Source organism: Acetobacter sp. P1H12_c, from assembly GCF_018811975.1.
GTDB lineage: Bacteria > Pseudomonadota > Alphaproteobacteria > Acetobacterales > Acetobacteraceae > Acetobacter > Acetobacter persici.
This window is the reverse complement of sequence record NZ_JACRVR010000001.1, coordinates 185998-204865: the sequence shown is the minus strand read 5'-3', so window position 1 is coordinate 204865 and position 18868 is coordinate 185998. Positions and strand designations below refer to the sequence as shown.

18 protein-coding genes are annotated in these 18868 nt (G+C 57.1%); 9 read left to right on the top strand and 9 right to left on the bottom strand.

Features of this window, described 5'->3' with window-relative positions; all coding sequences use genetic code 11:
- Window positions 1-11: 11 nt before the first annotated feature.
- The 3 genes from KP699_RS01030 to KP699_RS01020 are packed head-to-tail and all read left to right on the top strand — an operon-like array spanning window position 12 to window position 3013.
- Window positions 12-1628 carry a cytochrome ubiquinol oxidase subunit I gene (locus tag KP699_RS01030; protein WP_215761351.1) on the top strand — a complete coding sequence of 539 codons (1617 nt, stop codon included), beginning with the start codon at window positions 12-14 and terminating at the stop codon, window positions 1626-1628.
- 27 nt (window positions 1629-1655) lie between these two features.
- Window positions 1656-2795, top strand: coding sequence for a cytochrome d ubiquinol oxidase subunit II (gene cydB, locus KP699_RS01025; RefSeq protein WP_215761350.1), 1140 nt, complete (start codon window positions 1656-1658; stop codon window positions 2793-2795).
- Between the two features lie 14 nt (window positions 2796-2809).
- A complete protein-coding gene (locus tag KP699_RS01020) occupies window positions 2810-3013 on the top strand; it encodes a hypothetical protein (protein ID WP_025825954.1) in 204 nt (67 codons plus the stop codon).
- A gap of 348 nt (window positions 3014-3361) precedes the next feature.
- Here the strand turns inward: KP699_RS01020 and KP699_RS01015 are convergent, their stop codons facing one another.
- Both KP699_RS01015 and KP699_RS01010 read right to left on the bottom strand, forming a co-directional pair.
- A complete protein-coding gene (locus tag KP699_RS01015; protein ID WP_215761349.1) occupies window positions 3362-5038 on the bottom strand; it encodes a SulP family inorganic anion transporter in 1677 nt (558 codons plus the stop codon).
- Between the two features lie 197 nt (window positions 5039-5235).
- Window positions 5236-6708, bottom strand: coding sequence for an aminotransferase class V-fold PLP-dependent enzyme (locus KP699_RS01010; protein ID WP_215761348.1), 1473 nt, complete (start codon window positions 6706-6708; stop codon window positions 5236-5238).
- Window positions 6709-6823: 115 nt separating this feature from the next.
- Here KP699_RS01010 and KP699_RS01005 point away from each other — a divergent pair, with 115 nt between their 5' ends.
- Together KP699_RS01005 and arsC are read left to right on the top strand one after the other, a co-directional pair.
- Window positions 6824-7285 carry an Lrp/AsnC family transcriptional regulator gene (locus KP699_RS01005; protein WP_215761347.1) on the top strand — a complete coding sequence of 154 codons (462 nt, stop codon included), beginning with the start codon at window positions 6824-6826 and terminating at the stop codon, window positions 7283-7285.
- Window positions 7286-7346: 61 nt separating this feature from the next.
- Complete coding sequence (gene arsC, locus KP699_RS01000; protein WP_215761346.1) at window positions 7347-7697, top strand: arsenate reductase (glutaredoxin); 351 nt, start codon at window positions 7347-7349, stop codon at window positions 7695-7697.
- A 51-nt stretch (window positions 7698-7748) separates the two neighbouring features.
- Here the strand turns inward: arsC and KP699_RS00995 are convergent, their stop codons facing one another.
- Both KP699_RS00995 and KP699_RS00990 read right to left on the bottom strand, forming a co-directional pair.
- Window positions 7749-8864, bottom strand: coding sequence for an S-(hydroxymethyl)glutathione dehydrogenase/class III alcohol dehydrogenase (locus KP699_RS00995; RefSeq protein WP_077930712.1), 1116 nt, complete (start codon window positions 8862-8864; stop codon window positions 7749-7751).
- Between the two features lie 179 nt (window positions 8865-9043).
- Complete coding sequence (locus KP699_RS00990; protein WP_215761345.1) at window positions 9044-10489, bottom strand: PLP-dependent aminotransferase family protein; 1446 nt, start codon at window positions 10487-10489, stop codon at window positions 9044-9046.
- 78 nt (window positions 10490-10567) lie between these two features.
- Here KP699_RS00990 and KP699_RS00985 point away from each other — a divergent pair, with 78 nt between their 5' ends.
- Both KP699_RS00985 and KP699_RS00980 read left to right on the top strand, forming a co-directional pair.
- On the top strand, window positions 10568-11215 hold the full coding sequence (locus KP699_RS00985) for a LysE family translocator (protein WP_252346715.1): 648 nt from the start codon (window positions 10568-10570) through the stop codon (window positions 11213-11215).
- 155 nt (window positions 11216-11370) lie between these two features.
- Complete coding sequence (locus tag KP699_RS00980) at window positions 11371-11973, top strand: GcrA family cell cycle regulator (protein ID WP_215761344.1); 603 nt, start codon at window positions 11371-11373, stop codon at window positions 11971-11973.
- A 111-nt stretch (window positions 11974-12084) separates the two neighbouring features.
- Here the strand turns inward: KP699_RS00980 and KP699_RS00975 are convergent, their stop codons facing one another.
- Window positions 12085-12798 (bottom strand): polymer-forming cytoskeletal protein, encoded by a 714-nt coding sequence (locus KP699_RS00975; RefSeq protein WP_199897405.1) that lies wholly within the window; start codon window positions 12796-12798, stop codon window positions 12085-12087.
- Between the two features lie 194 nt (window positions 12799-12992).
- Between KP699_RS00975 and KP699_RS00970 the strand changes: the two genes are divergently transcribed.
- Complete coding sequence (locus KP699_RS00970) at window positions 12993-13991, top strand: adenosine kinase (protein WP_077930715.1); 999 nt, start codon at window positions 12993-12995, stop codon at window positions 13989-13991.
- A 66-nt stretch (window positions 13992-14057) separates the two neighbouring features.
- Here KP699_RS00970 and rnd read toward each other — a convergent pair whose 3' ends face one another.
- Window positions 14058-15245: a ribonuclease D gene (rnd, locus tag KP699_RS00965; RefSeq protein ID WP_215761343.1), complete on the bottom strand. Its 1188-nt coding sequence runs from the start codon at window positions 15243-15245 to the stop codon at window positions 14058-14060.
- A gap of 128 nt (window positions 15246-15373) precedes the next feature.
- Between rnd and queF the strand changes: the two genes are divergently transcribed.
- Window positions 15374-15844 (top strand): preQ(1) synthase, encoded by a 471-nt coding sequence (gene queF / locus KP699_RS00960; RefSeq protein WP_025825941.1) that lies wholly within the window; start codon window positions 15374-15376, stop codon window positions 15842-15844.
- Window positions 15845-16025: 181 nt separating this feature from the next.
- On the opposite strand, the gene atpC is transcribed toward queF, so the two are convergent.
- From atpC to KP699_RS00945, 3 genes are read right to left on the bottom strand one after another with little or no spacing between them, the layout of a single operon-like run.
- Window positions 16026-16436: an ATP synthase F1 subunit epsilon gene (gene atpC, locus KP699_RS00955; protein WP_077930717.1), complete on the bottom strand. Its 411-nt coding sequence runs from the start codon at window positions 16434-16436 to the stop codon at window positions 16026-16028.
- 28 nt (window positions 16437-16464) lie between these two features.
- The gene (atpD, locus tag KP699_RS00950; RefSeq protein WP_025825939.1) at window positions 16465-17937 is read right to left on the bottom strand and encodes a F0F1 ATP synthase subunit beta; all 1473 of its coding nucleotides are present in this window, start codon (window positions 17935-17937) and stop codon (window positions 16465-16467) included.
- A gap of 31 nt (window positions 17938-17968) precedes the next feature.
- Window positions 17969-18868: a F0F1 ATP synthase subunit gamma gene (locus KP699_RS00945; RefSeq protein ID WP_215761342.1), complete on the bottom strand. Its 900-nt coding sequence runs from the start codon at window positions 18866-18868 to the stop codon at window positions 17969-17971.

Below are 18868 nucleotides of genomic sequence, written 5' to 3'. Positions count from 1 at the left end.
GGATTTTTAAAATGGACATGATCAACCCGACCGTTGTTGATCTCTCACGCTTTCAGTTCGCACTGACAGCTCTCTACCACTTCATGTTTGTGCCCCTCACGCTGGGGCTGACATTCATGCTGGCTGCCATGGAGACGGTGTATGTCGTCACCGGCAGAAAAATTTATAAAGACATGGCCATGTTCTGGGGCAAGCTGTTTGGCATAAACTTTGCCCTTGGTGTTGCGACCGGCATCACCATGGAATTTGAGTTTGGCACCAACTGGTCCATGTATTCCCGCTTTTTTGGGGATATGTTCGGCACGCCGCTGGCCATTGAAGGTCTGATGGCCTTTTTTATGGAATCGACCTTTGTTGGTCTGATGTTTTTTGGATGGGACCGCCTAAGCAAACAGGCACATCTGGCTGTCACCTATCTTGTCGCGCTGGGGTCCAACCTGTCGGCCCTGTGGATTTTGATTGCCAATGCCGGCATGAACGTCCCGCACGGCGCACATTTTGACCCGGATACGATGCGTCTGGAATTTGACAGCTTTGTTAAGCTGATTTTCAGCCCGGATGCACAGGCCAAGTTCGTCCATACTTCGGTTGCAGGCTATATTTCTGCGGCACTCCTCGTAATGGGTGTCAGCGCATTTTATTTGCTACGCGGCCAGCACCGTCAGTTTGCCGCCCGCTCCTTCCGCATGGCCGCCCTGTTTGGCATTATCTCCACGGTTGCCGTCATTACACTGGGCGATGTTCTGGGCCGGGAAGACTATATGGAACAGCCCACCAAAATCGCTGCGATTGAAGGCCTGTGGCACACCAGCAAACCGCCCTATGAACCCTGGATTCTGGCGGCCCTGCCTGACGACGCTAAACAGGAAAATCACTTTGAAATCGGTGTTCCGTTTGTTCTGACACCCCTTATCACGCATGACTTCAATACACCCATTATGGGCATGCATGAACTGGAAGACGCCGCGGCGCCACGCATTGAATCCGGCATTACCGCCGTGGCGGCCCTGCACCGGTATCAGGAAACGCACCAGCAGGCTGATCTGGAGCAGTTTAAAGCGCATGAAGCCGACCTCGGCTTTGGCTTTCTGGCCACACGCCACGCCCCTAATCAGGACGTAACCGCTATCCCGGCGGACGCTCTCCAGAGCGTTATCACTCAGACAAAACCTGACATTCTTCCGAATGTTTTTGTAACCTTCTGGTCTTTCCGCATCATGGTGTTTCTTGCGCTCTATTTCTTTGCGCTGTTCGCCATTTCCGCTTACCTCAGCCTCAAAAACAGGCTGGAGCGTAACAAACTCATTCTTAAAGCCTGCATGTGGTCCATTCCGCTCCCCATTCTGGCAACAGAATTCGGGTGGATTACCGCAGAAGCAGGCCGTCAGCCCTGGACCGTGTTCAATACGCTGCCGACCTTCCTGTCCGCCTCCACGCACAGCACCTCCTACATGGTGTTCTCTCTGGCTGGCTTTGCGCTGCTCTACAGCATCTTCATCGCGGCGGAACTGTATCTGATGTTCAAATTCGCCCGCCTTGGCCCTGAGGCTCATGACGCCCCGCATGGTGCAGACTCTTATGCGCCGCAGTATGCAGGCACGGGCAGCGCCCACGCGTCCGGCCACTGATGCTTCTGTTAAAAGAAAGGTCCTGATATGGAACTTTATGCACTTCTTAAACTGGTCTGGGCGGCGCTTCTGTGCGTGCTGCTGATCGGCCTTGGCCTGATGGTCGGCATGGATATGGGCGTTGGCACCCTGCTGCGCTTTGTGGGCCGCAATGATGGGGAGCGCCGCACCGCGCTCAACATCATCGGCCCGCACTGGGACGGAAATCAGGTATGGTTCATTCTGGGTGGCGGGGCGATTTTTGCGGCCTTCCCAACCCTGTATGCCACATCCTTTTCCGTATTTTACGTGGTGATGATCCTGCTGCTGTTCAGCATGATCCTGCGGCCGGTGGCTTTTGAATATCGCTCAAAAGCAGACTCCCATCTGTGGCGCGCAAGCTGGGACTGGGTTTTTCTGATTTCCGGCTTTCTGCCCATGTTTATCTACGGAGCAGCCTTCGGGAATATTCTGCACGGTGTTGGTTTTCACTTTGGCTGGACCGGGCAGTATTATCAGGACAGTTCTTTTTTCTCTTACCTGCTCAACCCCTTTGCCATTGTCTGTGGCCTGATGTCTGTAGCACTCAGCGTGTATCAGGGGGGTGTCATGCTGATGCTGCGGGCAGAAAACCCGATTTATGACCGCGCCCGCCGCTATGCCCTGCGTGGCGGTCTGACCGCAGCAGCACTGTTTCTGATCGGTGGTGTCTTTATCTCCCGCATGCAGGGGTTTGTCTTTACCGCGCCGGTCAACCCGGCCATGCCAGCGTCCCCTCTGCATGGCCAGCACGTCGCTATGGTTGCAGGTGGATGGCTGCATAACTTTGCAGCCCATCCGGTTCTGTGGCTTCTGCCACTGCTGGGTGTGACAAGCATGATTGGCGGAACGCTGGCTGTTCGTATGCATAAAGCCATTCTGGCATGGTGGACCGGGCTTGGCTCATGGATTGGCACCATCGGCACTGTTGCCGCTGCCATGTTCCCGTTCTTCATGCCCTCCACCACAACGCCGGATCAGAGCCTGACAGTCTGGAACAGCTCTGCCAGCGCCTATGGCCTGACCTGTATGCTGGTGGTGGCACTCATCTTTGTGCCTATCATCCTCTGCTACACCTCATGGTGTTATTATGTCATGCGCGGCAAGGTGCATACGGCAGACATCGTTAACGATAGTCACAGCTACTGAGAGGGAATTTTACCATGCAACTTCTGCGTCTGGCCGGTCTGGCCGCTGTTCTGGTCGTCTCCCTGCTGTTTGCCGTTTTTGTGGGGGATCAGGGCCCCTGGTACTTTGCCTGGGTGATTGGCACCATCATGATCATTCTGATCTCGGGTGCCGGAGCAATTCTGCTGGATGCCCAGCAGGATGGCACAATCAATTCTTCTTCCGATCAGGAGGTGTGAGCTATGTTAGGAGATCTTGAAGGGATCATTCTGTTTATTCCTGTATTTTACCTTCTGCTTTATCTTATTGCTTATCGGGTCGTGCGTAAGTTCTTCCCGTAACTCTCTTCAGAGTAAAGCAGACGATGTGACCCCACGCCGGTTTTCTGGCGTGGGTTTTTTTTGCGGGTCCGCACCTAAGTGCAAAACAAAATAATTCATAAAATCTCTTTTTAATTTATGTAGTTTTAATAAATAATTGTGTTTTCTTGTTGTGTTTTTATGGTATTTTATACATATGGCTTACCAGCGGAGCGCACGCTTCAGCTTCTGGCCTGTTCTGACAAAAAGCCTCACAAGCTTCTGCTCTCATGCTGCTTCGCACGCGGCATGAGAGCGGGCAGCAGCAACTGCTGTATGAAGCTGCGCGTAGATATTTCCCTCACCCAGAACTTCAGTAATCCGGTGACGTTCCATGTCCGCCCGCAAAAACGGATTAACACGCCCAAATACAATCAGCACTGACTGTGCCTGTAATTCCTGCAAAACCGTGCGCAACAGGCAGGCCGCAGAATAATCAATATCCGTAATGGCGCTGGCATCCACCACCACACACCGGACAGGCACAGGGGCTGTGCTGATCAGAAACCGGAGATCATCCGCAAAGCGGTTACAGTTTGCATAGAACAGATCCGCACAGAAACGATAGACAATAAGGCCCGGTTCCGTCTCCACCCCGGCTTTGACAAGAGAGGCCTCCAGAAGTTTTGTATGCGCATCTTCCTGCAAAACCATTGTATGCGGCTCATAACTATGCCGCACATGCCGGAACAGGGAGAGCGCGATAGCGACCAGAATCCCCTGTTCAACCCCAATCCCGACAACTGTGGCGGCCGTAATCAGCGCCAGTCCAAATTCCCCCGGACTTTCCTGCCGGATACGCCATAGCGCACGCAGATCAATCATCCCCATGGCAACATTGAACACAATAGCGCCCAGCACGCAGCGCGGCAGATAGCGCAGCGGGGCCGTAAGAAACAGCAGAACAACCAGCGTGACACAGGCAAACACCAGTTGGGCTTTCTGGCTACGTGCCCCGGCCTGCACGGCCATGGCGGTCTGGGTCGGGCTGCCATTAACCGTGAAGGTGCCGCTGAGCGCGGCAACCGCATTTGCGGCACTCAGTCCCAGAATATCCTTATCTTCATCTGTATTTTCCTGAAACTCATAAGCGTAGATACGGGATGTTGCTGCACTTTGCGCAATAATCACAAACACGCAGGATGTTGCGACTGGCAGCAGACTGAGAATATCATTCCACCCGACTTGCGGAAAATGCAGGGACGGCAAACCGCCAGAAAGTGGGCCAACCACCGCTACCCCGCGCGCCTCCAGCCCGAATGCCCAGCTTGCGAAAATGCTTCCCACAACCAGCACCAGTGCCAGCGGCTTATGCGGTGCCAGTTTTTCTCCCGCATATAAAAACAGGCACATGCCACAGGACAGGGCCGCCGTTAACGGAACGAGATGCGGTAAGTTTTTCAGCAGATCGAGACATTGCACAAAAGGATTATGCGCAGTGGGGTGCAGCCCCAGCATGTCATAAGACATGGCAATGCCGACCTGCAGGCCAACTCCGGCCATAAAGCCGACCAGCACCGTGCGGGAGAGAAAGTCTGCCAGAAAACCCAGCCTGAACAGCCGCGCGACCAGCAGGAACCCGGCACTGAGTAACGCAACCATACTGACAAGCGCCATATAATGCGCGCTTCCGGGGGGAGCCATCCGCGCCAGCGCGCTGGAAAAAATAGCAGCGGTTGCGGAATCTGCCGCCACGACCAGATGCCGTGAGGACCCAAAACCTGCAAACGCCACCAGTGGCAGCAGAACCGTATACAGCCCGGTAACCGCAGGCATGCCTGCAATACGGGCATAGCCGAGCACCTGCGGGATATTCATGCAGGCCAGAGAAAGCCCCGCCAGCGTATCCCGCACCGCACCGGCCCGGTCACCCTGCCCCCATGTTCTGAACAGGTTTTTCAGCATTTTGCCTCCCCCACAGTCTTCTGACTACTCAGGGCGTTTTGCCGTTAATCAGCCGCTGCGTCACCTTTTTAAAAAACAGGTCTTCTTCATTAAAAAAGCCCCCCTGCTTCCGTATGGGAACAGGGGGGCTTGGACTGCGTCAAAAAATATCAGAAAATTCAGTGCCTCTTCTGCTTGTATGCAGAACTTTTTCGGTCTTATTCCGCAGCCAGAGGCTCCTGATAGCGGAAACGGGCTGTCGCAACATCACACACATAAGACCGTGCGAGAGATGCCGCGTTTTCCGCGAGTTCATTCACCGCATTCAGAATATAATCAACTTTGCTATCATCCATCAGCACGCTGAAATTCAGCCGCACCCAGCCCGGCTTTTCTACTTCCTGCCCCGCGCGGATGGCCTCATGCATCTGCATGGATTCTGCCTCACCCAGAGCAAGGAGCCGGTGCGCATACGGCCCGGCGCAGGCGCATCCGCCACGCGCCTGAATACCATACAGGTCTGACAACATCCGGGTAAAAAGCTGATGATGAATCCTGTTCCCCTCAGAATCTGTCACCCGGAATGAGAAGATCGGCAGATGCTGTTTTGCCTGCGCATTCCCCAGAAGTTCCAGATGCGGATTAGTATGCCAGCACGCATAAGCCCGCTGATACAAAGCCTGATTCCGCTCTGCCATAAATGCCGCACCCAGCGCATCTTTGACCAGAAAACACAGCGCCGCCCGGATATTCCCCACAACATCCGGCGTGCCTGCTTCTTCCCGTGCGATGACGCTGCCTGAATAGTCATGCCCCCAGGGGGACACAAAACGCACAGTGCCACCACCGGGCAGCGTCGGCTCCTGCGTTGCCACAGCATCTTCCCGCACAATCAGCACGCCCGACGCGCCGGGGCCACCAATAAATTTATGCGTGGAGAGAACAACAGCATCTTTTTCCGCATCTGTCCCGGCTTTCATGTCAATCGGCAGGTAAGGCCCACCCCCGGCATAATCCCAGACAGATTTTGCACCATATTTTTTAAGAAGCCGCGTGACAGAATCAGTATCTGTCACAATACCTGTGACATTGGAGGCACTGGAAAAAGCGCCAATTTTCAAACGCTCCGGAGCAGCGGCTGCCAGATGCGCCTCCAGTTGTGCCAGATCCGGCCCACCCTCCGGCGCTTCTGCAATTTCAATCAGTTCCGCGCCACTTTCCCGCCAGGGCAGAATGTTGGAATGGTGCTCATACGGGCCAATCAGCACAAGGGGACGTGCCCCTGCCCGCACGGCATCCCGCACCCCAAGCAGATGCACAAGGCGATTGAGGCCTGCGGTCGCGCCATTGCCGGTAAAAATTGTCGCAAAGCCCTGCTCTGCCCCACACAGGCGCGCAATAATCTTCCGGGCTTCATGCCGCATACGGTTCATGACCTGACCGCAGAACGATGCTTCCGTATGGCTGTTGGCATAGTAAGGCAGAACCTGTGTCGCCACCGTCTGCTCAATAAGGCCCAGAGCCCGGCCAGAGGCAACGTAATCCGCATAGACCAACGTTTTGGGGCCGAATGGTCCGGGAATTGTCAGCGTATCGCCAATAAGGTCTGCGCGAAGGCGGCCAATAACATCTCCGCCCTGCAAGTTTTCGGCAAAACGGGAAAAAACGTTTTCTGGAGAAGAGATCATCATAGTCCGGAACCACAAACGCTGGAAAACACTGTTCCGCAATCTTAAGAAAACTCCGACCAAAAAAGATTCCCTATTTCATGATTGAATCCCACCATTTTCGATCATATGATCGGTTATGACCCATAAACTTGATAATTTTGATCGTGCCATTTTACGCGCCCTGCAGCAGGATGCCTCCTTATCCCAGCGGGATCTGGCGGAGCGGGTCGGAATGTCTCAAAATGCCTGCTGGCGGCGGCTGCAAGCGCTGAAAGCCTCGGGAGTCATGCAGGGAGAGACGCTGCGTCTGGACCGCGCTGCAGTGGAACTGGATCTGACCGTTCTGGTGCTGATCAAAACGCGGCATCATTCTCAGGACTGGCTAAAAAACTTCCGGCAGATCATCCTCTCCATTCCCAACATTGTCGATTTCTACCGCATTGCCGGAGAATATGATTACATGCTGAAAGTCGTCGCGCGGGATATGAATGCGTTTGATGCGATTTATCGGAAAATGATAGAAAAAATCGACATTGATACTGTGACCTCCTACATGGCGATGGAAGCGATTGCGGATAACCGCCCTCTGCCCGTCTGAGGCGTTTCTCCTGTTCAGAAGAGACTTTTCCTTTTTCTAGCCCCGACTCAAGGATGCTGTGATGCCTGTTACACTTTACCACAACCCTGCCTGCGGCACCTCCCGCACGGTACTCGGCCTTATTCAGGATGCTGGCATAGAGCCCGAGATCGTCCTGTATCTGAAAACACCCCTCAGCCGGGAAAAGCTGGCGGAGCTTGTAGAGCAGACAGACCTGACCGCGCGTGACCTGCTCCGCCAGAAAGGCACGCTGTATGAAGAACTGGGCCTGAAAGACGCATCCGTAACGGATGATCAGATTCTGGATGCCATTGCCGCACACCCGGCGTTGCTCAACCGCCCGATTGTTGTGACAGACAAGGGGGCCGCGGCATGCCGCCCGGCGGAGACAGTGCTGCGCCTGCTGCCCTGAGGCAGACCAGAAAAAAGCCCCGGCATAAAAACACCGGGGCCAGAAAACCTTTTAATATTCAACCACGGTGCGAATACTTTCACCCCGCGCCATCATATCAAAGCCTTCATTGATTTTTTCCAGCGGGAGCGTGTGGGTAATAAGATCATCAATATTGATCTTATGCTCCATGTACCAATCAACAATTTTCGGCACATCAGTCCGCCCGCGCGCCCCACCAAAGGCAGAACCGATCCATCGCCGCCCCGTGACGAGCTGGAAGGGGCGCGTGCTGATTTCCTGCCCTGCTCCCGCCACGCCGATGATGGTCGAAACACCCCAGCCACGATGCGCACATTCCAGCGCCTGACGCATCAGGGTCGGGTTGCCCACACATTCAAAAGTATAATCGGCGCCGCCGCCTGTCAGTTCAATCAGATACGCAACAAGATCACCGTTCGGGCCAAGGTCTTTCGGGTTTACAAAATCCGTCATCCCGAATTTGCGGGCAATCGCTTCCCGCTCAGGGTTGATATCAACACCGATGATCCTGTCCGCCCCGACCATTTTGGCACCCTGAATGACATTCAGACCAATGCCACCCAGCCCGAACACAGCCACGGTCGAGCCCGCTTCAACCTTAGCGGTAAACAGCACGGCACCGATGCCGGTCGTGACACCACAGCCGATGTAGCAGACCTTATCAAACGGGGCGTCTTCCCGAATTTTCGCCAGAGCGATTTCCGGCAGCACCGTGTAATTCGCAAAGGTCGAGCACCCCATATAATGATGGATGGGCTGGCCCTTGAAGGAGAAACGGGACGTGCCATCCGGCATCAGCCCCTTACCCTGTGTGGAGCGGATAGCAGTGCAGAGGTTGGTCTTTCGGGAGAGGCAGGATTTACATTCCCGGCATTCCGGCGTGTAGAGCGGAATCACGTGATCACCGGGTTTCAGGTGCCGCACACCGGGACCAACCTCAACCACAATCCCAGCCCCTTCATGGCCCAGAATAGCAGGAAACAGTCCCTCAGGGTCCGCACCGGAGAGCGTATATTTATCCGTGTGGCACAGGCCCGTCGCCTTGATTTCCACCAGAACTTCACCCTCACGCGGGCCTTCCAGCTGCACGGTTTCAATTTCAAGCGGTTTTCCCGCTTCAAAAGCTACGGCGGCCCGTACGTCCATGCTTATCCCCTGTCTTTCTATGGTGTGACCCGTGTGCCGGGCAGAAAGCCCGGTCTTTCCGCCAGAATAGCCCCAGCCTGAACCCGAGGGCTACAGCCGGGCCTGTGTTCTCTGGTCACATCTGCTTTTCCAGCATGACACATCTGTATCGTAACCAGAACAAGAGGGGTGTCTCAACATCAGGCGGAAAGCAGCTTTTGCAGAACAGACCAGAACTTTGGATGGTCCGCCATGCTGACTGTCAGCCTGATGCAGGACGAGGGAGCCTGCACGGGTGAAAACAGAACACCCGGCGCCAGCAGCACACCCATTTCCGCCGCCTGACGCGCCAGAACCTCGGAATTACGCCCGCAATCCGCCCAGACAAAAATGCCCGCATGGGGCAAATGCGGCACCGTCAGGCCGCAGGCAATCATCCGCTCAATACAGCGCTCCCGCGCCTGATCAACCCGTTGCCGGAGCCGCACCACCTGCCGTCTGTACTGCCCTTCCTGCAAAAGCCTGTGCACCACACATTCCCCCAGAACAGACGTGGTGAGGCCCGCCAGCAACTTCAGATCCGTCAGCCGCAAAATCAGCTCCGGCGCAGCCGCCAGAAAGCCCACACGCAACCCAGCCGCCAGCGTTTTAGCATAGCCCCCTACCAGAATAACCCGCTTCAGCCGGTCTAGCGAGGCCAGCCGGACCGGAATACCGGGATGAAAATCGGCATAGGTATCATCTTCAATAATCAGAAAATCATGTTTTTCTGCCAGTCTCAGAACATCATGCGCGGCCGCTGCGGATAAGGTCTGCCCGGTTGGGTTATGCACAGCACTGTTAATCAGAAACAGTTTAGGCTTATGCGCTGCCGCCAGATGATCCATCACATCCAGATCAGGCCCGTCCGGCCCACGCGGCACCCCGACAATCCGCACCCCACAGGCGGCAAGACGCCCGAAAATCAGAAACCAGCCGGGGTCTTCCACCATCACGGTATCACCGGGCTGGAGCAGGAGGCGGAACAGCAGATCCAGAGCATGGGTGACGCCTGCTGTCAGCATCAGCGTCTGGTCACGCTGAGCCGCAATCCCCTGACTTTGCAGTTGGACAGCAAGCTGTTCCCGTAACGGCGCATAACCGCGCGGGTGCCCGTAGCCAAGGCAGGCCGCACCTGCCCCCCGGCCTGCCGCGCGGATGGCGGCGTGCACCATCCCGGTATTCATCCAGTCCTCAGGCAACAGGCCCGCCGCAGCCGAGATTTCCACAGGGGCGGCTTCCGGAAACATGCCTCGGAGCAGCCAGGCCACATCCAGTTGCGAGGGCAGGGCTGAAGGAGCCACAGCCGCATCCACCAGTGGCGGGAGTGGAACAGCGGCTTTAACAAAATACCCGGCACCCTGCCGGGGTTCGATCAGACCTTTGCTCACCAGCCGGTCATACGCTTCCAGCACGGTAAAGCGGCTCACCCCGGCACTCTCCGCCATGCGCCGCACGGAGGGCAACCGGCTGCCAGCCCGCAGCAAATGGTCTGCAATCCGGCTTGTCAGTTCCTGCTCAAGCTGCACCACCAGCGTGGTCTCGCTCCCCCGCACCGGGCGCCAGTGCGGGATCAGCGCCGCGGTGCCGCGTTTTGAAACTGGCATGGTCTTTCCTCCGGAACAGTCTGAAAACTGTCGTGCAAACTGTACCGGGTCTGTTCCGGCGTTTTCCTGAATACTGACATGCTCCCGCTTTCTGCAAACGGAGTTTTGCGCATCATGTCCTTCTGGAGCAGCTTCGGCCCCCTGACCGCTTTCGCTCTGGTGGCCTCCATCACCCCCGGCCCGAACAACACCATGCTGGCCGCATCCGGCCTGAACCATGGCTTTCGGCGGTCTATTCCGCATATTCTGGGTGTGACCCTCGGGTTTGTGCTGATGGTCGGGCTGGTCGGGCTTGGGCTGGGTGTGGTGTTTGAGCGGTTTCCTCTGCTGTATGCCTGGCTGAAATATCTGAGCGCGGTCTACCTGCTGTGGCTGGCGTGGAAAATTGCCACAGCAAGCCCCGCCTCAGCAGACTCCGGCGCAAGCCAGCCGATCAGCTTTATGCAGGCGGCGGGGTTCCAGTGGGTAAATCCCAAGGCGTGGATTATCGCGATTGGCATTGTGTCAGCTTATCTGCCGCACGAAAACTTTCTGTTCGGGCTGGCTCTGGCCTGCATCATCTGCGGGATCATGACCCTCCCCTGCGTCAGCCTGTGGACCAGCTTTGGGGCCATTATGCGCCGCTGGCTGAGCCAGCCCTCCATTCTGCGAGGCTTCAACCTGACCATGGCCGCCTTACTGGTGGCCTCTCTCTACCCGCTGATGATGGAGGCCGGGACGCATTAAGAGGACCGGAAGCGTGCTGCAAACCGCCTGAAACCCGCATGATTTCAAGAATTTCTGGCCTTTCTCCTTGAGATACCCCTGCTCTGGCCTTAATATGCCCGGCACTGAAGCATCTGGCTTCACTGACGCGTGACAATACGAAAAGGTGCCTGTGCATGGAGTGGACCGATGAAACGATCGCCCGGCTCAAAGAGCTCTGGGCGGAAGGCCTCTCAACTGCAGAAATTGGCCGTCGGCTCTCCATCACCAAAAACGCCGTGGTGGGCAAAGCGCATCGCCTGAGCCTGCCCCCGCGCCCCTCCCCCATCCGGCGGAGTGACAAATCCAAGGCAGCACCCCCGGAAAGTGCTGTAAAAGCCGCTCCTGTGGCAGCAGCCCCGGTGAAGGATAAAGCGCCTCAGCCTGTGGCCCCTGCCGCGGACACACAGCCTGCTCCCGTCCCCGCTGCCAGTGTGGACACCCCCGCCAGCAAACCGGCCGCTCAGCAGCCCAAAGCGGCAGAAGTCAAACCCGCCAAAGTCGAAAAAGCTCCGGCGGCTCCGCGCGCTCAGGCAAAGCCCAAAACCTCTCTGCGCAGCATTTCCGACCCGGAACCCAAAAAACGCCGTGGCCCGTCCTGCTGCTGGCCGATTGGTGACCCCGGCACACCGGGTTTCCATTTCTGCGGGGCCACTCCGCTGCCAGGCAAACCCTATTGCGCGGAACATGCGCAGATTGCGTATGTCAAACTGCGTGATCGGCGCGATAACGTCGCCTGACACAGGCCGTAGTCGGCATAAAAAAGCGCGCCTCCCTGCATCAGCAAGGGGCGCGCTTTTTTGTTCCTGCGTGCAGACGGAGGCTTTCACCCCCGCCTGATCACAGCCGGATCAGCCTTCGGCTTTAACCGGCGTATCAGCAGCAGGTGTTGTAGCAGCAGGCTTGGGTGCGCTGTTGTCATCGCTCAGCATTTCAAGCTGACCGGTGATCTGCCCACCATCTTCCACCTTCAGGCGGCGGCAGGCGGCCTTGCCCAGCAGGCGGCCGGTTGCGCGTACCGTCAGGCTGCCGCGCACGGTCAGGGAGCCATCAACCGTTCCGGCAATTTCTGCGTTCTCAACTTCCACACCACCGCGGAACAGGCCGCCCGGCATCACAGCAAGTTCCTTAGCGGAAATCATGCTGGATTCCACAGTGCCTTCCACAACCAGACGTTCGGCATCCTGCACGGTGCCCTGAACGCTGATGCCACGGCCGACAACAAGAGTCCGCTGGTCCGGGACGTCTTTTTTCGGCTGCTGCGGTGTGACACCACGTGCGGCAGCGCCCGGCATGGGGGGCACGCCAGCGTTAGGAGAGAGGGGGGAACCGGGGGGAAGAGGCGCACGACCCATTGAGGTCTCCTTTGTTGCGTCTGGACGGGGAGCAGGTGCCGTTCCGCTGCCGGATGGCGGAGGCGAACCCGCGGGAGAGGAAGGAAAAAGCGTACCAAATGAGCCAGCAGGACGCGCAGCGCCCGGCTGACTGGTACTCTGACCGGCATTTTGCCCGGCCGGTCGGTTATCTTCAGGCTTGCGTCGTTTAAACAAGAATCCCCCCGCCATGCTGGCTGCCGTTGTGCGACAGCGGTTATACGTCTGTACCTGCCCGCGTCGATCCATCAAGCCGGCAGCCAATTTGTTATACAGCGGACAGACTGCGCGGCAAGCATCCCTTACCGCTTGCTGTTGCCCTTTTTATGGCAGCGCGATACCGAAAGAGCGGATCTGCTCATTTTTTCAGGAAAATAGACATCGTCATGACTGGCTCTGAGGCAAAATACGATATTCTCGGCATTGGCAACGCAATTACGGACATTCTTGCCACTGTCGAACCCGCGTTTCTGCTTGAGCAGAATCTGACCCCCGGCAGCATGACGCTGATTGATGCCGCCCGTGCGGACAGCCTGACCGAAAACCTGAAAGTGGAGCAGGTTATGGGCGGCGGCTCTGCCGCAAATACCTGTGTTGTGGCCGCACAGTTTGGCGCGCGCGTTGCGTATCTGGGCAAGGTTGCGCATGACACCGCAGGCCAGAAATTTGCGCAGGATCTGCGCGATAATGGCATCACCTTCCCCTCCACGCCGCTGGACGGTCATATTTCTGAAAACCTGCCGACGGCGCGCTGCGTCGTTATGGTCACGCCCGACGGCCAGCGCACCATGGCGACGTATCTTGGGGCCTGCACGCATTTCACGCCGGAAGATGTGCTGCCGGAGATGATTGCGGCCTCCAGAATCGTGTATCTGGAAGGCTATCTGTTTGACCCGCCGCACGCGCAGGAAGCCTTCCGTCGCGCGGCAACCCTTGCGCACCAGAATGGCCGTCAGGTCGCCCTCTCCCTGTCCGACCCGTTCTGCGTTGGCCGCCACCGCGAGGCATTTCTGGACCTCGTAAAAGGCCATGTTGATATTCTCTTCGCTAATGAAGATGAAATCTGCGCGCTGTATGAAACGGAAAACTTTGAGACCGCAGCACGCCATACGCTACAGGACACCACCTTTGCGGCCCTGACGCGCTCTGGTCTGGGCAGCGTAGTGATTCATGATGGGCAGATGACACCCGTTGCACCGGTGCCCACGCAGGTGGTGGATACAACCGGCGCAGGCGATGCGTATGCCGCAGGCTTTCTGGCGGGTCTGACCTCTGGCCGCACCCTGCCGGAATGTGGCCGTCTGGCGTCTGTCGCTGCGTCTGAAATCATTTCACACGTCGGCGCGCGCCCGCTGGCCAACCTCTGGCAGGAAATGGGCTTCTAAAACACCCATCTGCCTTTTATCCGGCAACGGGTCTCTGTCTTCCCTTCACTCGGGAAGGCAGAGACCTCAGCGGTTCAGAATATCGACTTTCCCGCCTTTAACAGCCAGTGCAATTTCGCCATTGCACAGCGCCAGAGCGGCATCCCCGAACACCGCTTTACGCCAGCCGGACAAAGCTGGATTCGGTGCTGACGGGTCAAGCGCCAGAGCTTCCAGATCCTCCATGGAAGCGACCAGTTTGGGAGCAACATCATGCTCTTCACAACAACTGGTCAGCAGGACTTTCAACAGCGCCATCAGGGCGACAGACGCACGCGGCGCATCCTTGCTGCGGTTTTTGGGCAAGCGCGGAAGTTCTGCGTCTGGCAAAGCCTGAGCCTGCCTGACTGCATCCAGCAAACCCTGCCCTGTCCGCCCTTCGGCCAGCCCGCGAGACACACCGCGAACTCGCGTCAAGGCATCCGGCGAGGTCGGTGCTGTTGCTGCAATTTCCAGCAGGCTTTCATCTTTCAGCAAACGCTGGCGCGGCACATTCACGCGCTGCGCCTCCCGTTCCCGCAGAGCCGCAACAGCGCGCAAAATGCCCAACATACGGCGGTTACTGGTGCGCGCACGCAGGCGCTCCCACTGTTTTTCCGGGTCAGCCCGGAAGGTGGCCGGGTCTGTCAGCACCGCCATTTCAGCAGCGACCCAGTCCAGCCGCTTTTCCTGCTCCAGCTTTTTCACCAGACGCTCATACACCAGACGCAACCATGTGACGTCTCCCGCCGCATAGGTCAGCTGTGCGGCAGAAAGGGGACGCACGGACCAGTCCGTAAACCGATGGCTCTTATCAATCGCATGGCCGGTAATGGAGCCGACAAGGCTGTCATACCCCACCTGATCCCCATAGCCGGCAACCATGGCCGCCACCTGCGTATCAAACAGCGGCGTTGGCAGGGCATCAAACAGATGAAGGAAAATTTCCAGATCCTGCCGGGAGGCATGAAAAACTTTCAGAACAGAGGTATCCGCCATCAGCTCCGCCAGCGGAGCAAGATCCAGCCCTTCCGCCATGGTGTCGATCAGCACCACCTCCTGCGCACCCCCAATCTGCACCAGACACAGTTCCGGCCAGTACGTGCGCTCACGCATGAATTCCGTATCAATCGTCAGATACGGCTCTGCACGCAGGCGGGTAAGAGTGGTCGCCAGATCGTCCGTTGTGGAAATGAGGCGGGGTTCAGGAAATGCGGGGGAGGAAGCTCTGGCCATGTCTGCCTTCATACACCACCTGACAGGAAAAAGAAGCGGACAGCAGCGCCGCACTTTCTGAAAAGCTTGACGAAACCCTGTGCAGCTTCGACATGAGAGGCACAGTGACCCTAACGGAAAGATACAGCATGACCCGACCTGATGATGGCAGCGATGCGCTCACCCAGCTTGGCCGCGCCACACCTGCCCCGACCTGCCCGGAAGAGGCCGTTCTGGAACGTGTGCCTGCCCCTTATCCCGGCAAGAACTATCTGGTGCGCTTTACTGCCCCGGAGTTTACGTCCCTCTGCCCCGTCACCGGCCAGCCGGATTTCGCGCATATCGTCATTGATTACGTGCCAGACCAGTGGATTGTGGAAAGCAAGTCCCTCAAGCTGTTTCTGACAAGCTTCCGGAACCACGGCGCTTTTCATGAAGCCTGCTCGGTGCAGATTGCAACAACTCTGGTTGAACGCCTGAACCCGGTCTGGCTGCGTATCGGGGCGTACTGGTATCCGCGCGGCGGCATCCCGATTGATGTCTTCTGGCAGACTGGCGCCCCCCCGGCCGACGTCTGGATTCCTTCACAGGATGTCCCCACTTATCGCGGCCGTGGCTGAGTTTGAGGCTTTGAGGCTTTGAGGCTTTGAGGCTTTGAGGCTTTGAGGCTTTGAGGCTTTGAGGCTTTGAGGCTTTGAGGCTGATAACTCCATATAAAAAAAGCCACCGCAAGGGTGGCTTTTTTTATAACGGGGCAGTTTTTTCACATCTGATGTGCTGTGCCGGAAAACCGGCTTCAGGTCAGGATGCGGAAGAACCGGCCTCAATTTCCGCACGGACAGACAGGATTTTATCCTGAAGCACGTCCAGACGCGAGGTATCGGTCTTGTCGGCTTTGTCCCAGGCTTCCGTCAGGGCTTCAAGCGCAGCCGTTGCGTTATCAATGGAGATTTCGCTTACAGGCTCGGCTTTATCGGCCAGAATGGTGCAACGGGTTGCCGTCATGTCCGCAAAGCCACCACCGACGAAATAGCGATCCGTCACGGTATCATTTTCGTACAGAGAGACAACACCACCACGCAGCAGAAGCATCATGGGCGCACGCTCGGGCATGGCGGCGATATCGCCTTCCGCACCCGGCATGACAACCATATCTACTTCACGCGACACCAGAACCTTTTCAGGGCTGATGATCTCGATCTGGATCGGCATGAATGCTGTTCCTTCCCGGAACCGGCTGTTAGACCGATTCCCTCATTTTTTCTGCCTTGGCAACGGCTTCTTCAATCGTGCCAACCATGTAGAACGCAGCTTCCGGCAGATCATCATACTCACCGGCACAGATCGCCTTGAAGGAACGAACCGTGTCAGCAATGGAAACCAGCTTACCCGGTGCGCCCGTAAAGACTTCAGCCACGTGGAACGGCTGAGACAGGAAGCGCTGGATGCGGCGTGCACGGGCCACGATCAGCTTATCGTCTTCAGACAGTTCATCCATACCCAGAATGGCGATGATGTCCTGCAGGGACTTATAGGTCTGCAGGATACGCTGCACATCACGGGCCACGTTGTAGTGCTCTTCACCCACGATTGCGGGGTCCAGAGAACGGGACGTGGAATCCAGCGGGTCAACAGCCGGGTAGATGCCCATTTCAGCAATGGAGCGGTTCAGCACGGTTGTTGCATCAAGATGCGCGAAGGTTGCAGCCGGAGCCGGATCGGTCAGGTCATCCGCAGGGACATACACGGCCTGAACGGACGTAATGGAGCCCTTTTTGGTGGACGTAATACGTTCCTGCAGCGCGCCCATTTCCGTTGCCAGCGTCGGCTGATAGCCCACTGCGGACGGAATACGGCCCAGCAGAGCGGACACTTCGGAGCCAGCCTGCGTAAAGCGGAAGATGTTGTCCACGAAGAACAGAACGTCCTGGCTTTCTTCGTCACGGAAATATTCAGCCAGCGTCAGACCGGACAGAGCAACACGGGCGCGGGCACCCGGCGGTTCATTCATCTGACCGAACACCAGAGCCACTTTGGAGCCATCGGTGTTGTTGTTTTCGTCCAGCTTGATAACGCCAGCGTCCTGCATTTCGTAATACAGGTCGTTCCCTTCACGGGTACGCTCACCCACACCCGCAAACACAGACACACCACCGTGCGCCTTTGCGATGTTGTTGATGAGTTCCTGAATAATAACGGTCTTGCCCACGCCGGCACCACCGAACAGGCCAACTTTACCGCCCTTGAGGTACGGGCAGAGCAGGTCAACAACCTTAATGCCCGTCATCAGGATTTCAGAAGCCGCAGCCTGTTCTTCAAAAGAAGGCGCATCACGGTGGATGGGGGCGCGACGTGCGGTCTTGATCGGGCCTTTTTCGTCAATCGGCTCACCGATGACATTCAGGATACGGCCAAGGGTTTCAGGCCCGACAGGAACAGAAATCTGCGTGCCGGTATCGGACACTTCTGCGCCACGGACCAGACCGTCAGTGGTATCCATGGCGATGCAGCGCACTTCATGCTCGCCAATTTCCTGGGCCACTTCAAGCACCAGAGTCTGCTCACCCAGCTTCACATGAAGGGCGTTGAGAATTTTCGGCAGTTCACCTTCGAACTGCACGTCAACAACCGGCCCTCTGATCTCGGTGATGCGGCCAACAGAATTGGTCTTCGTGGCCGCAGGGGCCTGGGTCTGGGTTGTGGTATCCGACATGGGTCAGCTCCTGCGGGGCAAACGAGCGGGCTCAGACAGCCTGTGCGCCCGAAATGATTTCGATCAGTTCGTTAGTAATATTGGTCTGACGGGTCCGGTTATAGACCTTGCTCAGACTGTCGATGGTCCGGCCTGCATTGCGCGTTGCGTTATCCATGGCCGTCATGCGGGCGCCGTTCTCACCTGCGGCTGTTTCCAGCAGCGAAGCGTAGATCTGAACCTGCAGGTTCCGCGGAAGCAGCATTGCCAGCAGCGTTGCTTCATCCGGTTCAAATTCATACTGTGCCGCATCTTCCGCCGTGGCAGCGACCGCACCGGCTTTTGCCGGGGCATCATCCATCACCATCGGGACAAGCTGCAGGCAGGCCGGTGTCTGCGTCATCGCGTTCTGGAACTTGTTGAACACAAGCGTGCAAACGTCGATTTCACCAGACTCCAGCAGGGCATTCACCTTATCGCCGAGGTCGCTCGCCACAGAAAACGGAACTTCCTTGCCGCTAAAGCCGATGACCTTATCGACGATCAGGTCTGCATGTTCACGGTTAAAAAAGTTCAGGGCGCGACGGCCAACCGGCAGCAGTTTGACGGTTTTGCCTTCAGCCTGAAGTTTCTTGATGGTCTGGAGCGTCAGGCGATGCACGTTGGAGTTAAAGCCACCGCACAGTCCGCGATCACTCGTGATCGGGATCAGCAGATGAATCTTATCCTGCCCCGTTCCGGCCAGAAGACGCGGTGCACCTTCTTCCCCCTTCGTGGCAGCAGCAAGTTCACCCAGCATCCGCCGCATGGCGGCTGCATACGGACGAGCCGCCTCAGCACTGGCCTGGGCGCGGCGCAATTTTGCGGCCGCGACCATTTTCATCGCGCTGGTGATCTTCCGTGTCGACTTGATACTTCCGATACGAGCGCGGAGTTCCTTGAGGGAAGCCAT